Consider the following 15,160-nt stretch of genomic DNA (forward strand, 5'->3'; position numbering starts at 1 on the left):
ATCTATATTTACTTGCGGTTTTTTTTATCCTAGACAGTTTCAAGATATGCAGCAGCCAGTTACACTTTTAGAATTAAACAACCTCATCAAATTGACGCTGGAAAATCAGCTTGCTCCACAGTATTGGGTCATAGCAGAGATCGGTGAAATGAAAGTAGCAGCTCAAGGACATGCCTATTTAGAGCTCGTGGAAAAAAACAATAATCAGGTCAAAGCAAAAATAAGAGCCAATATTTGGCAATACACCTTCCGAACTATTGCAGGAAAATTTGAGCAAATCACAGGAAGCCCTCTCAAAGCTGGAATGAAAATATTGGCATTAGTAACTGTCACATTTCATGAGCTTTATGGGATTAGTCTTCAAGTAAAAGATGTAGATGTAAACTTTACTTTGGGAGAGAGGGCAAGACTAAGGCAAGAGATCATTTTGCGCCTAACACAGGAAGGACTTTTGCAAACAAATAAGCGATTTGCACTGCCAACTGTACCTCAGAGGATAGCTGTAATCAGCAGTGCCACAGCCGCAGGCTATGGTGATTTTGTCAATCAACTCGAGTCTAATAGGTTTGGATATCATATAAATCAAGTTCTTTTTCCAGCCAGCATGCAAGGTGATGCTGCCGCAAAGTCTATAATCGAGGCTTTGAAACAAATAGAGAATAGCACAATCAAGTATGAGCTTGTTGTACTCATTCGTGGAGGTGGAGCACAAATGGACTTGGACTGTTTTGATGATTATGATTTGGCTGTTACCATTGCAAAATTCACTATACCTGTTATCACTGGTATTGGACATGAAAGGGATGAAACAATTGCGGATCTTGTAGCCCACACTAAAGTGAAAACTCCTACAGCTGCAGCTGAATTTATACTCTCTGGCTTCTTGAATTTTGAAGACAACATTTTAAACCTTTTGAAAACAGTCGAGAAACATACGACTCAAGTACTCAAATGGGAAGATAGAAATTTGAGTGATCATGAAGCTACAATCAAAAGATTAGCTGCACTAAGAATCCAAAAGGAAACCACTTACCTGACCAATAAAGAAAGTCAAATAAAGTCGAGTGCTTTGAATAAATTGAGACTGGGTAGCCTTGAAATAGAAAGACACTTAAACGCTCTTGAAAAGACGAGCAAAAACAAAATTCAATCAGAACATAAATACATTGATGTCTTAGGTAAAACCATCAATAATCTTGATCCCAAATCTATTTTTGCAAAAGGTTATACAAAAACAGAACTCAAAGGACAGCCACTGCATCAAATGGATGTTAAAGCAGGTGATAAAATAATTACTTTCACGGCATCAAACAAAATAGAAAGTACGGTAATAAACATTGAAAAAAATGGAAAATAATGAATTAAGCTACGACCAAGCTGTAAAGCGAATTGAAGAAATAGTAAGCATCTTAGAATCCGGTGATAAGGGAATAGACCAACTTTCAGCGCTTGTAAAGGAAGCTTCTACCCTAGTCAAAGACTGTAGAGAAAAACTAAGAAACACTGAGAATGAGATAAATAAGGCTTTTGAAGAATAAAAAATCATTGTTCATTACTTGGAACTGTAGATTTCAAAAATTTCAAATTTTGGCAACCTTTTTGTAAACTTTTTTTAATCACTATAATTGAAACTAATGTTTAGCTTTCAAATTATACAAAACATATAAATTGATGAAATATTCTTCTTTAAAATTACTTTTCTTAAATTGTTTTGTAATGCTTTCTTTTATGAATGTTTCTGACACGTTTGGACAAAACTTCTTCAAATATAAAGCGCAGGCCAATCACTCCATCATGATTGGAGCTGGCCCTTCTTTTATCTATGCAGATAATGGGGGTAGGTTTACAGATTTCAATTTTAGGTTTAATCCAGCATTTACAGCCGCCTACAGCAAGTCTTTCAATGAAAACTTAGATATCAGGATTAATTTCGGCCATCAAAGAATCGGGGTTAGAGAAGCTACAAACCAAGAACGAATTGATACATGGAATTCAAATAACGCTGCGATTGGATTTACTGGTTACGCTAATTTTTTAGATATTATGCCAACCTACAAACTGATTGGCACAGCGTATCCATTGATTCGACCTGAATTCAATTTCCATGTTGGTACAGGTGTAGGTGTACTACAATCAAGGACCAACTTACAATATGGTGATGGGCAGCCAAATAGGAATCAAACGTTGATGAGTTTGTATGTACCTGTTCGAGCTGGTCTCACCTATCAATTAAACCCTAAAACTGATTTGATTTTGGAAGGTTCTATACTTCTGACACTTACTGATGAAATTGACGGAAATATAGGTTACAATAGATTCAATGATCATTTATTCCAATTTCAAATCATGGTCAAAAGGTACCTGAATTTAAAAAGTGAGCTCTATTAGAATAATTTCAATAAAATTTGTCGATTCTTCATGCAAATAATGAAGTAAACAAAGGAGGAATGAATAACATGGTTTAAATTAGCCTAACTTCTTTACCTGAAAAGTACTAGCTACATGAGAAACATTTATATTATCTTTTCTTCTATACTTTTGATCTTGACTTCTTGTCAAAAGCAAAAAGAAACAAATAGCAGCGAATTATTCATACAACTGACCCTTGAGGAAGCAAATAGGCTTTCAAAATTACCCCTACATTGCATTCAGGAGGAATATCCCAATAAACTAAACCAAACACTTGCTTCATCTCAATATTTAAAAGCTCCATCAGAACTTCATCCAGGGTTTTACGGCTGTTTTGATTGGCATTCAAGTGTTCATGGACATTGGATGCTAATTTCACTTTTGAGTGACTTCCCAGACCTTGAAAATCGATCAGAGATCATAGAAAAGTTACAAGAGAATTTGAGCTATACCAATATACTTGCTGAAGTCAATTATTTTTTCCAGCCACAAAATGAAAGTTTTGAAAGAACCTATGGATGGGCTTGGGTTTTAAAACTGGCAGAAGAACTTCATCGTTGGAATGATCCTGTTGCCAGAGAATTATCTCAAAATCTACAGCCTCTTACAGATTTGATTGTTAAGAAGTACCTCGAATTTCTACCTAAATTGATCTATCCTATTCGTGTCGGGGAGCATCCGAATACAGCATTTGGATTGTCCCTAGCATATGATTATGCCATCACTTTAAATGAAAAAGAGTTAGCTGAAATGATAAGGTCAAGAGCTAAAGATTGGTTTATGGAAGACAAAGGTTGTCCCCTAGACTGGGAACCAAGTGGCTATGATTTTTTATCACCGTGTTTTCAAGAAATTGATATCATGAGGAAAATATTGGAGAAGGAAGAATTTGAGTCTTGGATAGATGGATTCATGCCAGATTTGAAAGACAAAAACTTTTCATTGACTCCAGGTCAAGTAAGTGATAGGACAGATGGTAAGCTGGTACATTTAGATGGCCTCAATTTCAGTAGAGCATGGTGTATTTATGGTCTTGTTTCATCTTACCCAAAGAAGTACAAGCATCTGATCTCTATAGCTAATGAACACATAAATTATTCCTTACCTGCAATTGTAGATGATAACTACGAGGGAACTCATTGGCTCGGAAGTTTTGCGATATACGCAATGCAGCAAGGCAGTCTATGAGTTGGCGTAAGTATATCGGTCCTGGCCCTTTGGTGGCAGCAGCATTCATAGGCCCAGGTACAGTTACTGTTTGCACCATGGCAGGAGTCAATTTTGGCATTGACCTTCTTTGGGCTTTGCTCTTATCAGTGATTGCCACTGTAGTGCTACAAGAAATGGCTGTAAGAATTGGACTGGTTACCAAAGAAGGCTTGGCAGCTGTAATTACACGTACTGTCCCTACTGGAATTTCAAAGTTTATATCAGTCTCGGTGATTCTAGTTGCTATAGTCATAGGAAATTCAGCTTATGAAGCAGGTAATATTGCAGGTGGAGCAATGGGACTAGAAATATTTTTCAATCCTTATGTTTTGAATGTGGGTCAATATGAATTTAACATCATAAACTTCGGTATAGGAATCATTGCATTAGCCTTACTCCTATTTGGTAACTTTAGAAGATTGACTCAAGTACTGACCTTTTTAGTAATTCTGATGAGCTTGGCATTTCTCTATACAGCATTCAAGATTAGTCCAAATATGGGCATTTTGATCACTGGCTTTTCTCCAAATATCAATCATTCTAATGTATTAACAGTAGTCGCGCTCATAGGAACCACCGTAGTGCCTTATAATCTTTTTCTCCACTCCAGCCTTGTCAGCAAAACTTGGTCTTCTGTAGCTGAATTGAAATATGCAAGAATAGATACATTTTTAAGTGTCATATTAGGAGGCCTGGTGTCTATGGCCATCCTCATCACGGCATCACAAGGTAACGCTTCTTCAGTCCAAAATGCAGCTGATCTGGCAAACGGACTAACATTAAGTCTTGGAATGTTTGGCAAATATTTGATAGGCATTGGACTTTTTGCTGCAGGTATCACCTCAGCCATCACAGCCCCTCTAGCGGGATCGATCGTAGTTTGTGACCTTTTTGGTTGGCCCACTGGCCTTCAAAATAAGCAGATGAAATTAAGCATCATATTTATATTAGGGTTGGGGTTGTTTTTTGCATCATTAGGAATCAAACCTGTACAGTTGATTGCTATTGCTCAAGTAGCTAATGGATTCTTATTACCGATTCTTAGTGGGTATATACTTTGGCTGGTAAACAAGAGATCACTTATGAAAGGATACCATAATACCATGTATACTAATCTCATTGCAGTTCCTATTTGGCTTATTACTGTATTGTTAGGCTATTGGATTTTGCACAAAGTTCTATTGTAAAATAACAAACAGGTAGCTTTTGTGATTATCATATTTAATTAAGTTATTGCTTATAACCGTCAAAAAGAAAACAACCATGAAGCCAATCAAAAAAGAAGATATTGACCAAAAAGTATTTGACATTTATGATGAGTATGTTCATAGTAAAATAGACAGGAGACAGTTTGTAGAAAGGCTTTCATTATATACGGCAGGAGGAATTACTGTCTCTGGATTGATGAATTTCCTTCTTCCAAATTATGTACAAGCCAAAAGATTTGATGTAAATGATACTAGGTTTGATGCCTCATATATAAAGTATGAATCTCCAAAAGGGGCTGGTGAAATGAAAGCACTATTAACAAGACCAAAAGGAATTTCAGATAAATTGCCTGGAATTGTGGTTGTTCATGAAAATAGAGGGCTCAATCCTTACATAGAAGATGTAGCACATCAATGTGCACTAGATGGATTTGTAGCTATAGCTCCTGATGCCTTGACACCATTTGGTGGCTATCCTGGTACAGACGATGAAGGTAGAACTTTGCAAGCCAAAAGAAACAGGGACGAGATGTTAGAAGATTTTATCGCCGCTTTTGAATACTTGAAAAATCACCCTGACTGCAATGGTAATATTGGAGTTGTAGGATTTTGTTTTGGTGGATGGATTTCCAACATGATGGCTGTGAAGCTACCTGATTTGAAAGCAGCAGTACCCTATTATGGTGGACAAGCCACTGCAGATGAAGTACCTAGCATTCAAGCTCCTATTCAACTGCATTTTGCAGCACTCGACACAAGGGTAAACGCTGGTTGGGATGATTATAAAACAGCCTTAGAAAAACATGATAAAGCATATGAGGTCTATTTTTACGAAGATCTAAATCATGGCTTTCATAATCACTCCACACCTAGATACGATGAAGCAGGAGCAAAACTTGCTTGGGAAAGGACAATCAGATTCTTTAGAGAAAAACTGGTTTAGATTTAAGCATGAACACCAAAAAATGATAGGACGAAATGGATTCCATTCGTCCTATCAAAATATCTGTTTCTGAAATAGTATTGCAAAAGGAATGATTTATAAAATTAATGTTCAATCCTTTAACCGCTATCAAACAGGATCTAAATCAGCAGACTTAATCTTTCTTTGTCCCATCTTCTGGGCTATGGCTGTGCCAAAAAGTAATTGAAGTGCATGATACATCATCAAAGGAAGTAATATCACACCAAAGATCACGGGGTCAGGGAACATTACCCTGCCCATCACGGCTCCTTGAACCAGTGATTTTTTGCTTCCGCAAAAAAGAACAGCTATACGATCCTCATCATTGAATCCTAAACCTTTGGATATAAAATGCATCACAGTCATCATCACAAGGAAAAACAAAACCATCAATGCACCTAAAGTAAATAAAGAAAGAGCTGATTTTCCATCAAACATTTTTTCAGCAAAAGACTCTGCAAATGCGGTAAAGACAATCAATAAGATAATCCCTTGATCAAGATTTTTTAGAGATTTGGAGTGTTTTGTAACCCATGAAACTAAACACTTATGTACCATTAATCCTATGATCAAAGGGACTAGCACTTGTAGGCTTAGCTTGAGAAAAGTATCTGTCAGGTCAAAATCCATAGCTGAAGCGGGCAACATCAATTCCATCCAGATTGGAGTGATAAATATTCCAATGATACTCGAAATACTTGCATTGAAAATCGCCGCTGGCAAATTTCCCTTAGCGATAGAAACCATCACCACGGATGAAGAAACAGTAGAAGGTAATGCAGCCAAATAAAACACCCCCAACCAAGTGTATGAATCAGGCTCACCGAAAACGTAATACAATATCAAGACGATTAATGGAAAAATTAAAAAAGTGCTTGACTGAACGACGAGATGTAACTTCCAATTTGAAAGGTCATTGATTAATTTTTGAGGATTCAATTTGACACCATAGAAAAAAAATATGATTACAATACCAATTTCTGTCATCGACTTGAGTGGTAATGGTGCCGAAGAAGTACCCCATTCAGGGAAAAACCGCGCCAAAATAATCATGCCGATCATAAGAAAGAAAAAATTATTGATCCCAACCTTCCTTAGCTTCTCGAATATATTTTCCATTAGATGTAAATGTCTGCTTTGTAACCAATAACCTCAAGTAAAGAACAAGAGCTTGGTGTGTCAAATAATCAGTTTCGCTTAAAATTGTCACAAATAATCGCCGTTGCAATAGCTACATTAAGCGATTCAGCATTTCCAAACCGAGGAATAGTCAACCTGTCCGTGACAAAGCTCCCCACTTCTGCTGAAATACCATTTGATTCATTACCCATCAAAATTACACCTTCTGCTACTAGTTTCCTGTTGTGAATATTATCACCACCCAAAAATGCTCCATAAATGGGAGATGTTACTGTCTGGAGGTATGAAGGTAAATCAGTATAGAAGATATTGACCCTAGTAAAACTTCCCATGCTCGCATTGATCACTTTTGGATTGAAGCAATCTGCAGATTCAAGTGAACAGACGATCTCGCTGATTCCATACCAATCAGCTATGCGAATGATGGTGCCCATATTACCAGGATCTCTTACATCATCCAAAGCTAATATAAGTTTATTCTTTTTAAGGTCTGGAGCGGAATTTGGCTTGATTTCAGCGACTGCCAGTGCTCCGTCATTGGATTGGAATGTTCCTGCTGACTCTAGTGCTTTTGAAGTAACCAAATATTTATTTCCTTCAAATCTTTCAAGTTCTTTAGAATACTCTTGGGCGAATTTCTCAGTATATAATACATGGGTAACTTTATAGTCAGCATGGAGCAATTCTACAACATTTTTAGTACCTTCTACAAAAAAAGCATTTTCTTGCTTACGGAATTTTTTCTGCTGCAAGGATTTTATAAACTTAAGCGTATTTTTGCTTAACATTCGGAGCGCGTCAAATTGTGAATAAGTCCAAATATATAAACTTTATCTTTTTCCTCTTTTTGTTTTCTGCTTGTTCTTTGACAAAAGGACTAAAAGAAAATGAAATCTTGGTCTATCAAGTCAAAATTGAAGGCATTCACAGAAGTGACAAGGATGCCATTTCAAATTTGATTAAGCAGCAACCAAACACACGAATCCCCCTGCTAAACACTTCGATTGGGGTGTCATTGTATCGGTTTGGTGAATGGACTTTCGATAGTACAGTGCATATTGCACGAAAAGAAAAGTTAGAGAAAGATCGTGATCTTCTACTCACAAAGCAGGATGAGGAAGGTGAATTGACACGGAAAGAAATTAGGCGATACAACAAAATAACTAATCGACTCACTGCAACCGAAAAGAAATTAGAATTTGGTAATTTTTTCATGAGGACTGGTAATCCTAGAGTTTTGCTAGATAGCGTCAAAACTGAAGACTCCAAACGTCAAATAAATTTTTACCTAGCCAATAATGGTTTTTTTGATGCAAACGTCACCTCTCAAATGAGGTTTGATAAACAGAAAGTATTAATCAACTATGTAATTGAAGAAAATGAACCCTATTTTATTGATTCTGCTTACACAAGGTCTGATGATAGTAATATTTACAAAATCTTTGATTGGTATAAAAAAAACACAGAGATCAGAGTCGGCTCAAGATATGAACAAGCCCAACTTTCCAAAGAAAGACAAAGGGTTGAAGATTTCTTAAAAGAGAATGGATATTACACTTTTTCTAAATCCTACATAGAATATAATGTATTTAAAGACACCGTAGAGCATAAAGTCGTCGTAGAGCAGATCATAAGAAAACCTTCAAGAAGTGATTTCCACAAAGTGTATACCTTAGACTCTGTTTACTTTTCAATAGATGCACCAAATGATGAATCCTTCTATGGAGATGCCGTAAATTCACAGTTTAAGGACATCAATTTCTCTATATATAGAGACAGGTATTCTGAAAAAATCATTTCCTCAAGGATATTTCTTTCAAAAGATAATCTCTATCGAAAAACAGATGTACTAGAAACCCAAAGACAATTAGCTAACTTGGATCTGTTTAGGTTTGTAAACATCAGCTTTGATACTTTGGGAACCGTGCTGCGACCAAGGATTTTTACACAACCCAACCAAAAGTACCTCATCACAAATCAATTGGGAGCAAGTATTACAGAACAAGTTCCAGGGCCATTTTTTAGCCATTCCTTAAGGAACAGAAACCTCTTCCGAGGTGCTGAGATTTTTGAATTCAATTTTAGAGCTGGACTTGAGGGAGTAGTTTCGGCAACTGGTGAAGGGGGGGTATTTCGATCTCGTGAATTGAACACATCTGCCTCTATTATTTTTCCCCAGTTTCTCATTCCGATGAGAAAGTACGCCTTAGAGTCTTTGGGGAGATACAACCCAAGGACGCGTACTTTGATAGGCTATAATTTTGTAGATAGGCCAGAATATAATCGAGAGGCTTTGAACGGTGTGCTAGCTTACAACTGGAATACAAGAAACCTAAGGCAACAATTTGCAGTGAATTTGTTAGATGCAAATTTTATTCGATCTAATTTAAGTAATGATTTCAGAGAAGTACTTGAAGGGCTTCAAAATCAAGGTAATAACCTTATAAACTCTTTCCTTCCCTCCTATGTCAGTAGTATCTCTGGACAATTGATTGTGAATTTCAATCAGTATGGCTTATTTCAAAAGAATAGGGCCTCTCTCTTAAGAATCTTTGTAGAAAGTGGTGGAACCACCTTAAACTTTGTCAACCCCTCATTTATAGAGAATCGAAGCTTAGCTTACTTCCAGTTTCTAAAATTTCAAGCAGATTTAAGAAGGTATATCCCAATCTCTACTAAGCAAACATTTGCATATCGACTGAACCTTGGAATGGCACGGCCCTATGGCATTAGTAATGGTATATTGCCATACGAGAAGTATTTTTTTGCTGGAGGTAGTACAGGAATCCGAGCATGGCAACCAAGACGATTAGGTCCTGGGTCTTATACCCCGCCAGTAAATGAGGATGGTTCGTTTGATTACAGGTTCGAGCAACCAGGCGATATCCTATTTGAAGGAATGTTCGAGTTGAGAAGAAAGATCTACGGCTATTTTGATGGTGCTTTTTTTATTGATGTCGGAAATAGCTGGACTTTTCAAGATGATCCCACTAGACCCGGAGCAAACTTTGCATTTAACAGGTTCTATAAAGAGCTTGCTGTCGGCACAGGCTTAGGGCTTAGAATGGACTTTGATTTTTTGGTGCTTAGACTCGACATGGGGGTCAAAGCATTGGATCCTGCAAGGCCAGAAGGTGAAAGACTTATCATAGGGAATTTCTTCAATGGCTTCTTAGGAGAAAAAGGACAAACTGTCTTCAATATAGGAATTGGATATCCATTCTAATTGATTCTCTTAGCACGACCAATTGTTCTGGCTATCTTTTAATTTGAGATTTTGAGCTAATATAAAAAATAATGTGGTAGTTATCTATCTAAAAGCCAATGGCTCCAAATAGACATCTTCCAACTTAACAAAAAAACATCTTTTACTTCAATTCATATTCCTTGTATTTAATAATTACAATGGATTTTGAGTACTTAAAAGGACTGCCTCAGCGGCTTTTCTACCTGAAGTCATCGCTGCATTGATAGACCCATTGAGCATGTAATCTCCCGCCAAGAACACATGATCATTGAGCTTTGAATTGGTAAAAGGAAGATTTGCTTTCATATCATCTACTTCAGGAAGAGCATCTTCAATTTTATATGTTTTGATATGTTTGAAAAACTCCGCATTTATCCCACTCAAAGCCTCTAGTTCTATTTTAATCAAATCAACCAATGAATCTTCATTTGCCACAGGCTTAGTAACCGAAACAGACAACAATGCCTTACCATTGGTGCTATAAGACTTACTAATATCAGTCATAAACACCAAATTATTTATCAAAAACTTACCATCTGAAACAAGTGCAATAAGAGGTTGAATTAAAAAAGACTTTTCAAGGGAAAAATAAACATTGTATACTGAACGATTTGAGCTAAACTGTCCCTTTAGCTGATCTATTACCAAGTCTGGTCTACAAGTTACAATTACTTTTTCTGCATCAATTACTTCTCCATTTTGAAGAGTAATCTTAGGACCTTCTACGGATGCTACTGGTGTATTCAGTCTAATTTCTGTATGGTTCAGTTTGTTTCTTAAGTAATTCGCTATTTCGCCCATTCCTCCTTCTGGTATAGCAGCATGTCCTTCTCCAAACATTTTGAATACAAACTTGAACATTCTGCTCGAAGTACTCAATTCATTTTCTAAGAAAATTCCACTAAAAAATGGTTTAAAGAAATTATTAATGATTTTGTCTGAAAAACCATAGTTTCTCAAAAAGGATAAAGTTGTTGTAGAAGGAGTATCAAAGATTTCATCTACAGACATTTTTGTAAGCTCCAAGTTAAGCTTCCTTATTTTCAATTTGTCTGATAAGCTACCTACTTTTGACAATATCATACCAATCAACCGACTAGGGTTTCTCATCGGGTCACTTATGGTATAGCTACTTCCAGGGTTCAATATTTTTGCACCCGGGCTGAAATATTTTAGTTTCAAAGCATCATAGTCTAGGTATCTTCTAGCCTCAGGATAAGCAGTTAAAAGCACTTGAAAACCTCGGTCTAATAAAAAACCCTCATGTAGATCTGTGGCTATACGACCACCTACACGGTCAGAAGCTTCTAAAATAATCGGGGTATTTCCCGACCTTTCAAGTTCAAAAGCGGCAATAAGTCCAGAGACTCCTGCTCCAACGATAAATACATTCATTTCAAATACGTGCTGTTCCTATACATTAAGACTAAATTCATCTAAAAATGTTTAACAAATGTACCACAAATTGATATAAGAATATACTAAGTTAAATTTCAGGTCAAATTTTTATCAATATTCATTTATTCTTTGAGTCTCTGATAAATCTCTTTAATAACTTGTACAGCTTGGTCTATGTCTACTTGGGTAGTCAATCTACCTAAACTAAAGCGTATCGATGACCTGCCTAGTTCAGTATCTATTCCCATAGCAGCTAGCACATGAGATGGTTTTGGTGAAATACTCGTACAAGCAGATCCAGAGCTCACTGCCACGTGCTTGTTGATAGCTCTAAGAAAATCTTCCCCTTCTACTCCATTGAATGATACATTGGAAACATGAGCCAAACGCTTGGATTGACCAGAGTTCAAGACAGTCCCGTTGATCTCCATAAGCTTGAACTCAAGATAATCTCTAAGTTTTTTTAGTCTTTCAGATTCCTCTGACATTACTTTGCTGGCTATTTCTGCTGCTACTCCCATTCCCACTATTGCTGGTACATTCAAAGTCCCACTTCTATAATTTTTCTCTTGACCCCCTCCTTCTATCAAAGCATATGGTTTTGGCAAATGGTGATTGTGCCTGATGTAAAGAGCCCCTACACCCTTAGGACCATAAAACTTATGTGCTGAAAGTGCCAGCAAATGTATGCCTCTTACATCTATAGAAATTTTACCAACTGCTTGTACTGCATCAGTAAATAGTATCACCTCATACTTTTCTGCTATTGCACTTATTTTATCCATAGGATGAATCACTCCCGTTTCGTTATTTGCCCACATAAGACATATCATTTTTGTGCTTGGGGTGATGCTTGATTCCAGCAATTCAAGGTCTAAATCTCCATTAGAATTGACTGGTAATAAGGTAATTGATGCTCCTTTCTGTCCGATACTTTTTAGGGTATCTAAAACTGCTCTATGCTCAGTCACGCATGAAATATAATGCTGCTCTTCTGCTGTATAATGTTCAAAAATCCCCTTTATAGCCAAATTGATAGCTTCAGTAGCTCCAGAGGTAAAAATGATCTCTTTTGGCTTAGCACCTATCAGCGTTGAAAGCTGCTCACGAGCAACTTCTACTGCTTGCTCAGCTACCCATCCATAGGGATGGATTTTACTTGAAGCGTTTCCAAAATTTGAAGTAAAATAAGGAAGCATAACTTCCAAAACTTCTGGATCTACAGGTGTAGTGGCATTATAATCTAAGTATATTGGGTATTCCATTCTTTTATATGCTTAACTTTAAAATTCTAATATCATCTTGCTTTTACTATCTTAAACTATATTCAAATAGCTGATGGTTTGATTTAAGGACAAGCCTCGCTTTAGAAATGTTAATTCTTTTCATTAAAATTTATACTTCACGATTATCAAATAATAAACATATGCAAGAAATCTGGACCTTTGAGATCAACAACAAATCCGAATTTGAATCAAACGAAGATTTGATCAAAAAGCAAGTTGAAATTAATCAAAAAGAACTTGGAATCATGCTAAGCTACTATTACAAACCTCAAGGTGCAGTTGTGGAACAAGTTAAGTTTATTTCTACAATTGTTTCGAAGGCAGATAATACCGCTAAAATTATTCTAGGTTTTGTAGTGGTTCATTTCAATGCTTGTCTTAACATTCATGACCAAAATCAAGAAAGGATTGAAATGACGGTTAAAGTTACAGAAAATGAAATCACTTTCAGGGGTCCTGAAATTCTAGAAAGAGGCATGGACGAGATTTAGTAAGTACCTAAAATCTGTAAGAGAATATTGCAATCAATTGATTTATAAAACCTTATAAGCACCAAGTTCCACTCCATTATTATCAATAAACGAATGGCTGTCAATAAAAATCTGAAAAGTCTGCGGATTTTAGGGAGTAAAACAATAAATTATCTTCTTGATCATCATCAATTTACAATTTAAATGAAAATATTGTTTCCAATGCTAAATCTAGTTTAATAAATTTGAACAACATTCAATCTAATATCGCAATATGGGAGCTCAAGAAAGGGTACAAAAGGAAAAGTTAATTTTAGATACAGCAATTAGACTATTCACTGAAAAAGGTTTTCACGGAACCAAAATGGATGAAGTCGCCAAAGGGGCAAATATATCTAAAGGACTTACCTACTTCTATTACAAAAACAAGGAGGACCTTTACATGGCTGTTACTAAAAAGGCCTTTGATAACCTGAAAGATATTTTTAGAGACATCTTCCGTTCAAAGAATAAAAATGGAATGGATATGTTGGTGGATTTGATCTCCAAATACATGGATTTCAGCCAAGAGCAAAGAATGTATTATGAAGCCATTCTTAATTTTATGGGCTTGATGAACCAATACAATGACAAAGAATTGCGAAGTCAAATGGATCCACTGATTTTGGAAAGTGTTCATTTCAACAAACTTCTCGACATTCATCATGACTGTGGCAAGATTGGAATTCAAATAGTCTCTTTAGGAATTAAGGACGGAAGCATTAGACCTGAATTGCAGCCCGAAATCACCTTTTACACCTTGTGGAGTATGCTGATTGGCTATGAAAGGTTAAATGGTCCTATTAATTATGAAATGAAGGAAATTAAAATCCATGTGGAAAATTGGAAGCCTGGATTTATCAAAATGATGCAAGACCTACTTAGAGGAACAATTCGCCCAAGCAGAACACCTGGCGTACAAGGTAGTCTGTTTTGATATTTAATTGACCTGTTCCTCATTTCGTCTATCAATGAATTGTAAAATGACTTAAAGTCAAAAAACTATATGACCCACAAGGCCTTTTCTTTGATATTTATAGAAATAAATAACTTTTGGATAGCGCCATTTTTAATGTTTATGAATATTTCCATCAACGAGTTTGTAGATATCATCGCAAACTTGCATCAAAGTGGAGGTGAAATGAGAAGCAATAAAAATGGTTTTTCCTTTCTTTTGTAAATTCTCAATGATGTCAATCATCAAAAGGACACCTTCACTATCAATGCCATTGAATGGCTCATCAAGTACATAAAAATCAAATTCATCTAAAAGTAAAGCGGTGAGTGCTAATTTCTTTTTCATTCCTGTAGAGTAAGATGAAGCATATGCTTCGAGAGGAAGCTTGAAAACATTGACTGCTACATAATTTACTTCATCTATTTTTCTTAAATCAGCTATAAATTTCAAATATTCTCTTCCTGTAATCCACTCAAAAAAGAAGGGATCTGTTGGCAAAAAAGCTATATTACTCCTCTTCGCTTTATTTCCATAGGAGATTTCACCATCATATCCTTCTACTCCAGCAATGCACGACAATAGTGTAGATTTACCCGCTCCATTGGCACCGACAATACCATGGATCATATTTTCTTCAAAATCCACAGTCAAATCATTCAAAATCAAAGATTTTGAATAGCTCTTAGAAAGTTTTTTTAGCTTAATCCTACTTTGTCATGTTTCTGGGGATCTGTTTAAATTTCTTTGAATCTGGCGTCGATAAGCATAAAGGTGTTTGAGACAATAATCCATGGTACTCTCAAGGTTTTCCCACCTGCTAGAGATAGTTGAA

General features: G+C 36.2%; 14 protein-coding genes. 9 read left to right on the forward strand and 5 right to left on the reverse strand.

Going from position 1 to position 15,160, the window contains the following annotated elements:
• The first annotated feature begins 46 nt into the window (after positions 1-46).
• The 6 genes from xseA (at position 47) to MM239_RS08445 (ending at position 5,769) form a co-directional block, all read left to right on the forward strand.
• Positions 47-1,357: an exodeoxyribonuclease VII large subunit gene (gene xseA, locus MM239_RS08420; RefSeq protein WP_241347761.1), complete on the forward strand. Its 1,311-nt coding sequence runs from the start codon at positions 47-49 to the stop codon at positions 1,355-1,357.
• Entirely contained in the window at positions 1,347-1,538 is a 192-nt protein-coding gene (xseB, locus tag MM239_RS08425; protein WP_241347762.1) for an exodeoxyribonuclease VII small subunit, read from the forward strand. The genes xseA and xseB overlap by 11 nt, the downstream gene beginning before the upstream one ends.
• A gap of 178 nt (positions 1,539-1,716) precedes the next feature.
• The gene (locus MM239_RS08430; RefSeq protein ID WP_241347763.1) at positions 1,717-2,388 is read left to right on the forward strand and encodes a hypothetical protein; all 672 of its coding nucleotides are present in this window, start codon (positions 1,717-1,719) and stop codon (positions 2,386-2,388) included.
• A 114-nt stretch (positions 2,389-2,502) separates the two neighbouring features.
• Positions 2,503-3,597, forward strand: a complete 1,095-nt coding sequence (locus MM239_RS08435) for a DUF2891 domain-containing protein (protein WP_241347764.1) — start codon at positions 2,503-2,505, stop codon at positions 3,595-3,597.
• Complete coding sequence (locus MM239_RS08440) at positions 3,594-4,805, forward strand: Nramp family divalent metal transporter (RefSeq protein WP_241347765.1); 1,212 nt, start codon at positions 3,594-3,596, stop codon at positions 4,803-4,805. Before MM239_RS08435 ends, MM239_RS08440 begins: the two co-directional genes overlap by 4 nt.
• A 76-nt stretch (positions 4,806-4,881) precedes the next feature.
• A complete protein-coding gene (locus tag MM239_RS08445; protein ID WP_241347766.1) occupies positions 4,882-5,769 on the forward strand; it encodes a dienelactone hydrolase family protein in 888 nt (295 codons plus the stop codon).
• A 129-nt stretch (positions 5,770-5,898) separates the two neighbouring features.
• On the opposite strand, the gene MM239_RS08450 is transcribed toward MM239_RS08445, so the two are convergent.
• Together MM239_RS08450 and MM239_RS08455 are read right to left on the reverse strand one after the other, a co-directional pair.
• Entirely contained in the window at positions 5,899-6,909 is a 1,011-nt protein-coding gene (locus MM239_RS08450) for a bile acid:sodium symporter family protein (RefSeq protein ID WP_241347767.1), read from the reverse strand.
• A 68-nt stretch (positions 6,910-6,977) separates the two neighbouring features.
• Positions 6,978-7,718 (reverse strand): RNA methyltransferase, encoded by a 741-nt coding sequence (locus MM239_RS08455; protein WP_241347768.1) that lies wholly within the window; start codon positions 7,716-7,718, stop codon positions 6,978-6,980.
• A 17-nt stretch (positions 7,719-7,735) separates the two neighbouring features.
• Between MM239_RS08455 and tamL the strand changes: the two genes are divergently transcribed.
• On the forward strand, positions 7,736-10,156 hold the full coding sequence (tamL, locus tag MM239_RS08460; protein ID WP_241347769.1) for a translocation and assembly module lipoprotein TamL: 2,421 nt from the start codon (positions 7,736-7,738) through the stop codon (positions 10,154-10,156).
• A gap of 174 nt (positions 10,157-10,330) precedes the next feature.
• Here tamL and MM239_RS08465 read toward each other — a convergent pair whose 3' ends face one another.
• Positions 10,331-11,572, reverse strand: coding sequence for a protoporphyrinogen/coproporphyrinogen oxidase (locus MM239_RS08465; protein ID WP_241347770.1), 1,242 nt, complete (start codon positions 11,570-11,572; stop codon positions 10,331-10,333).
• A 125-nt stretch (positions 11,573-11,697) separates the two neighbouring features.
• Positions 11,698-12,840 (reverse strand): cysteine desulfurase family protein, encoded by a 1,143-nt coding sequence (locus MM239_RS08470; RefSeq protein ID WP_241347771.1) that lies wholly within the window; start codon positions 12,838-12,840, stop codon positions 11,698-11,700.
• A gap of 161 nt (positions 12,841-13,001) precedes the next feature.
• Here MM239_RS08470 and MM239_RS08475 point away from each other — a divergent pair, with 161 nt between their 5' ends.
• The gene (locus tag MM239_RS08475; RefSeq protein ID WP_241347772.1) at positions 13,002-13,352 is read left to right on the forward strand and encodes a hypothetical protein; all 351 of its coding nucleotides are present in this window, start codon (positions 13,002-13,004) and stop codon (positions 13,350-13,352) included.
• A gap of 253 nt (positions 13,353-13,605) precedes the next feature.
• Positions 13,606-14,307 carry a TetR/AcrR family transcriptional regulator gene (locus MM239_RS08480; RefSeq protein ID WP_241347773.1) on the forward strand — a complete coding sequence of 234 codons (702 nt, stop codon included), beginning with the start codon at positions 13,606-13,608 and terminating at the stop codon, positions 14,305-14,307.
• A 132-nt stretch (positions 14,308-14,439) separates the two neighbouring features.
• Here the strand turns inward: MM239_RS08480 and MM239_RS08485 are convergent, their stop codons facing one another.
• Positions 14,440-14,988 (reverse strand): ATP-binding cassette domain-containing protein, encoded by a 549-nt coding sequence (locus tag MM239_RS08485; RefSeq protein WP_241347774.1) that lies wholly within the window; start codon positions 14,986-14,988, stop codon positions 14,440-14,442.
• Between the last annotated feature and the right edge of the window lie 172 nt (positions 14,989-15,160).

It is taken from the genome of Belliella filtrata, assembly GCF_022549775.1.
Lineage (GTDB): Bacteria > Bacteroidota > Bacteroidia > Cytophagales > Cyclobacteriaceae > Belliella > Belliella filtrata.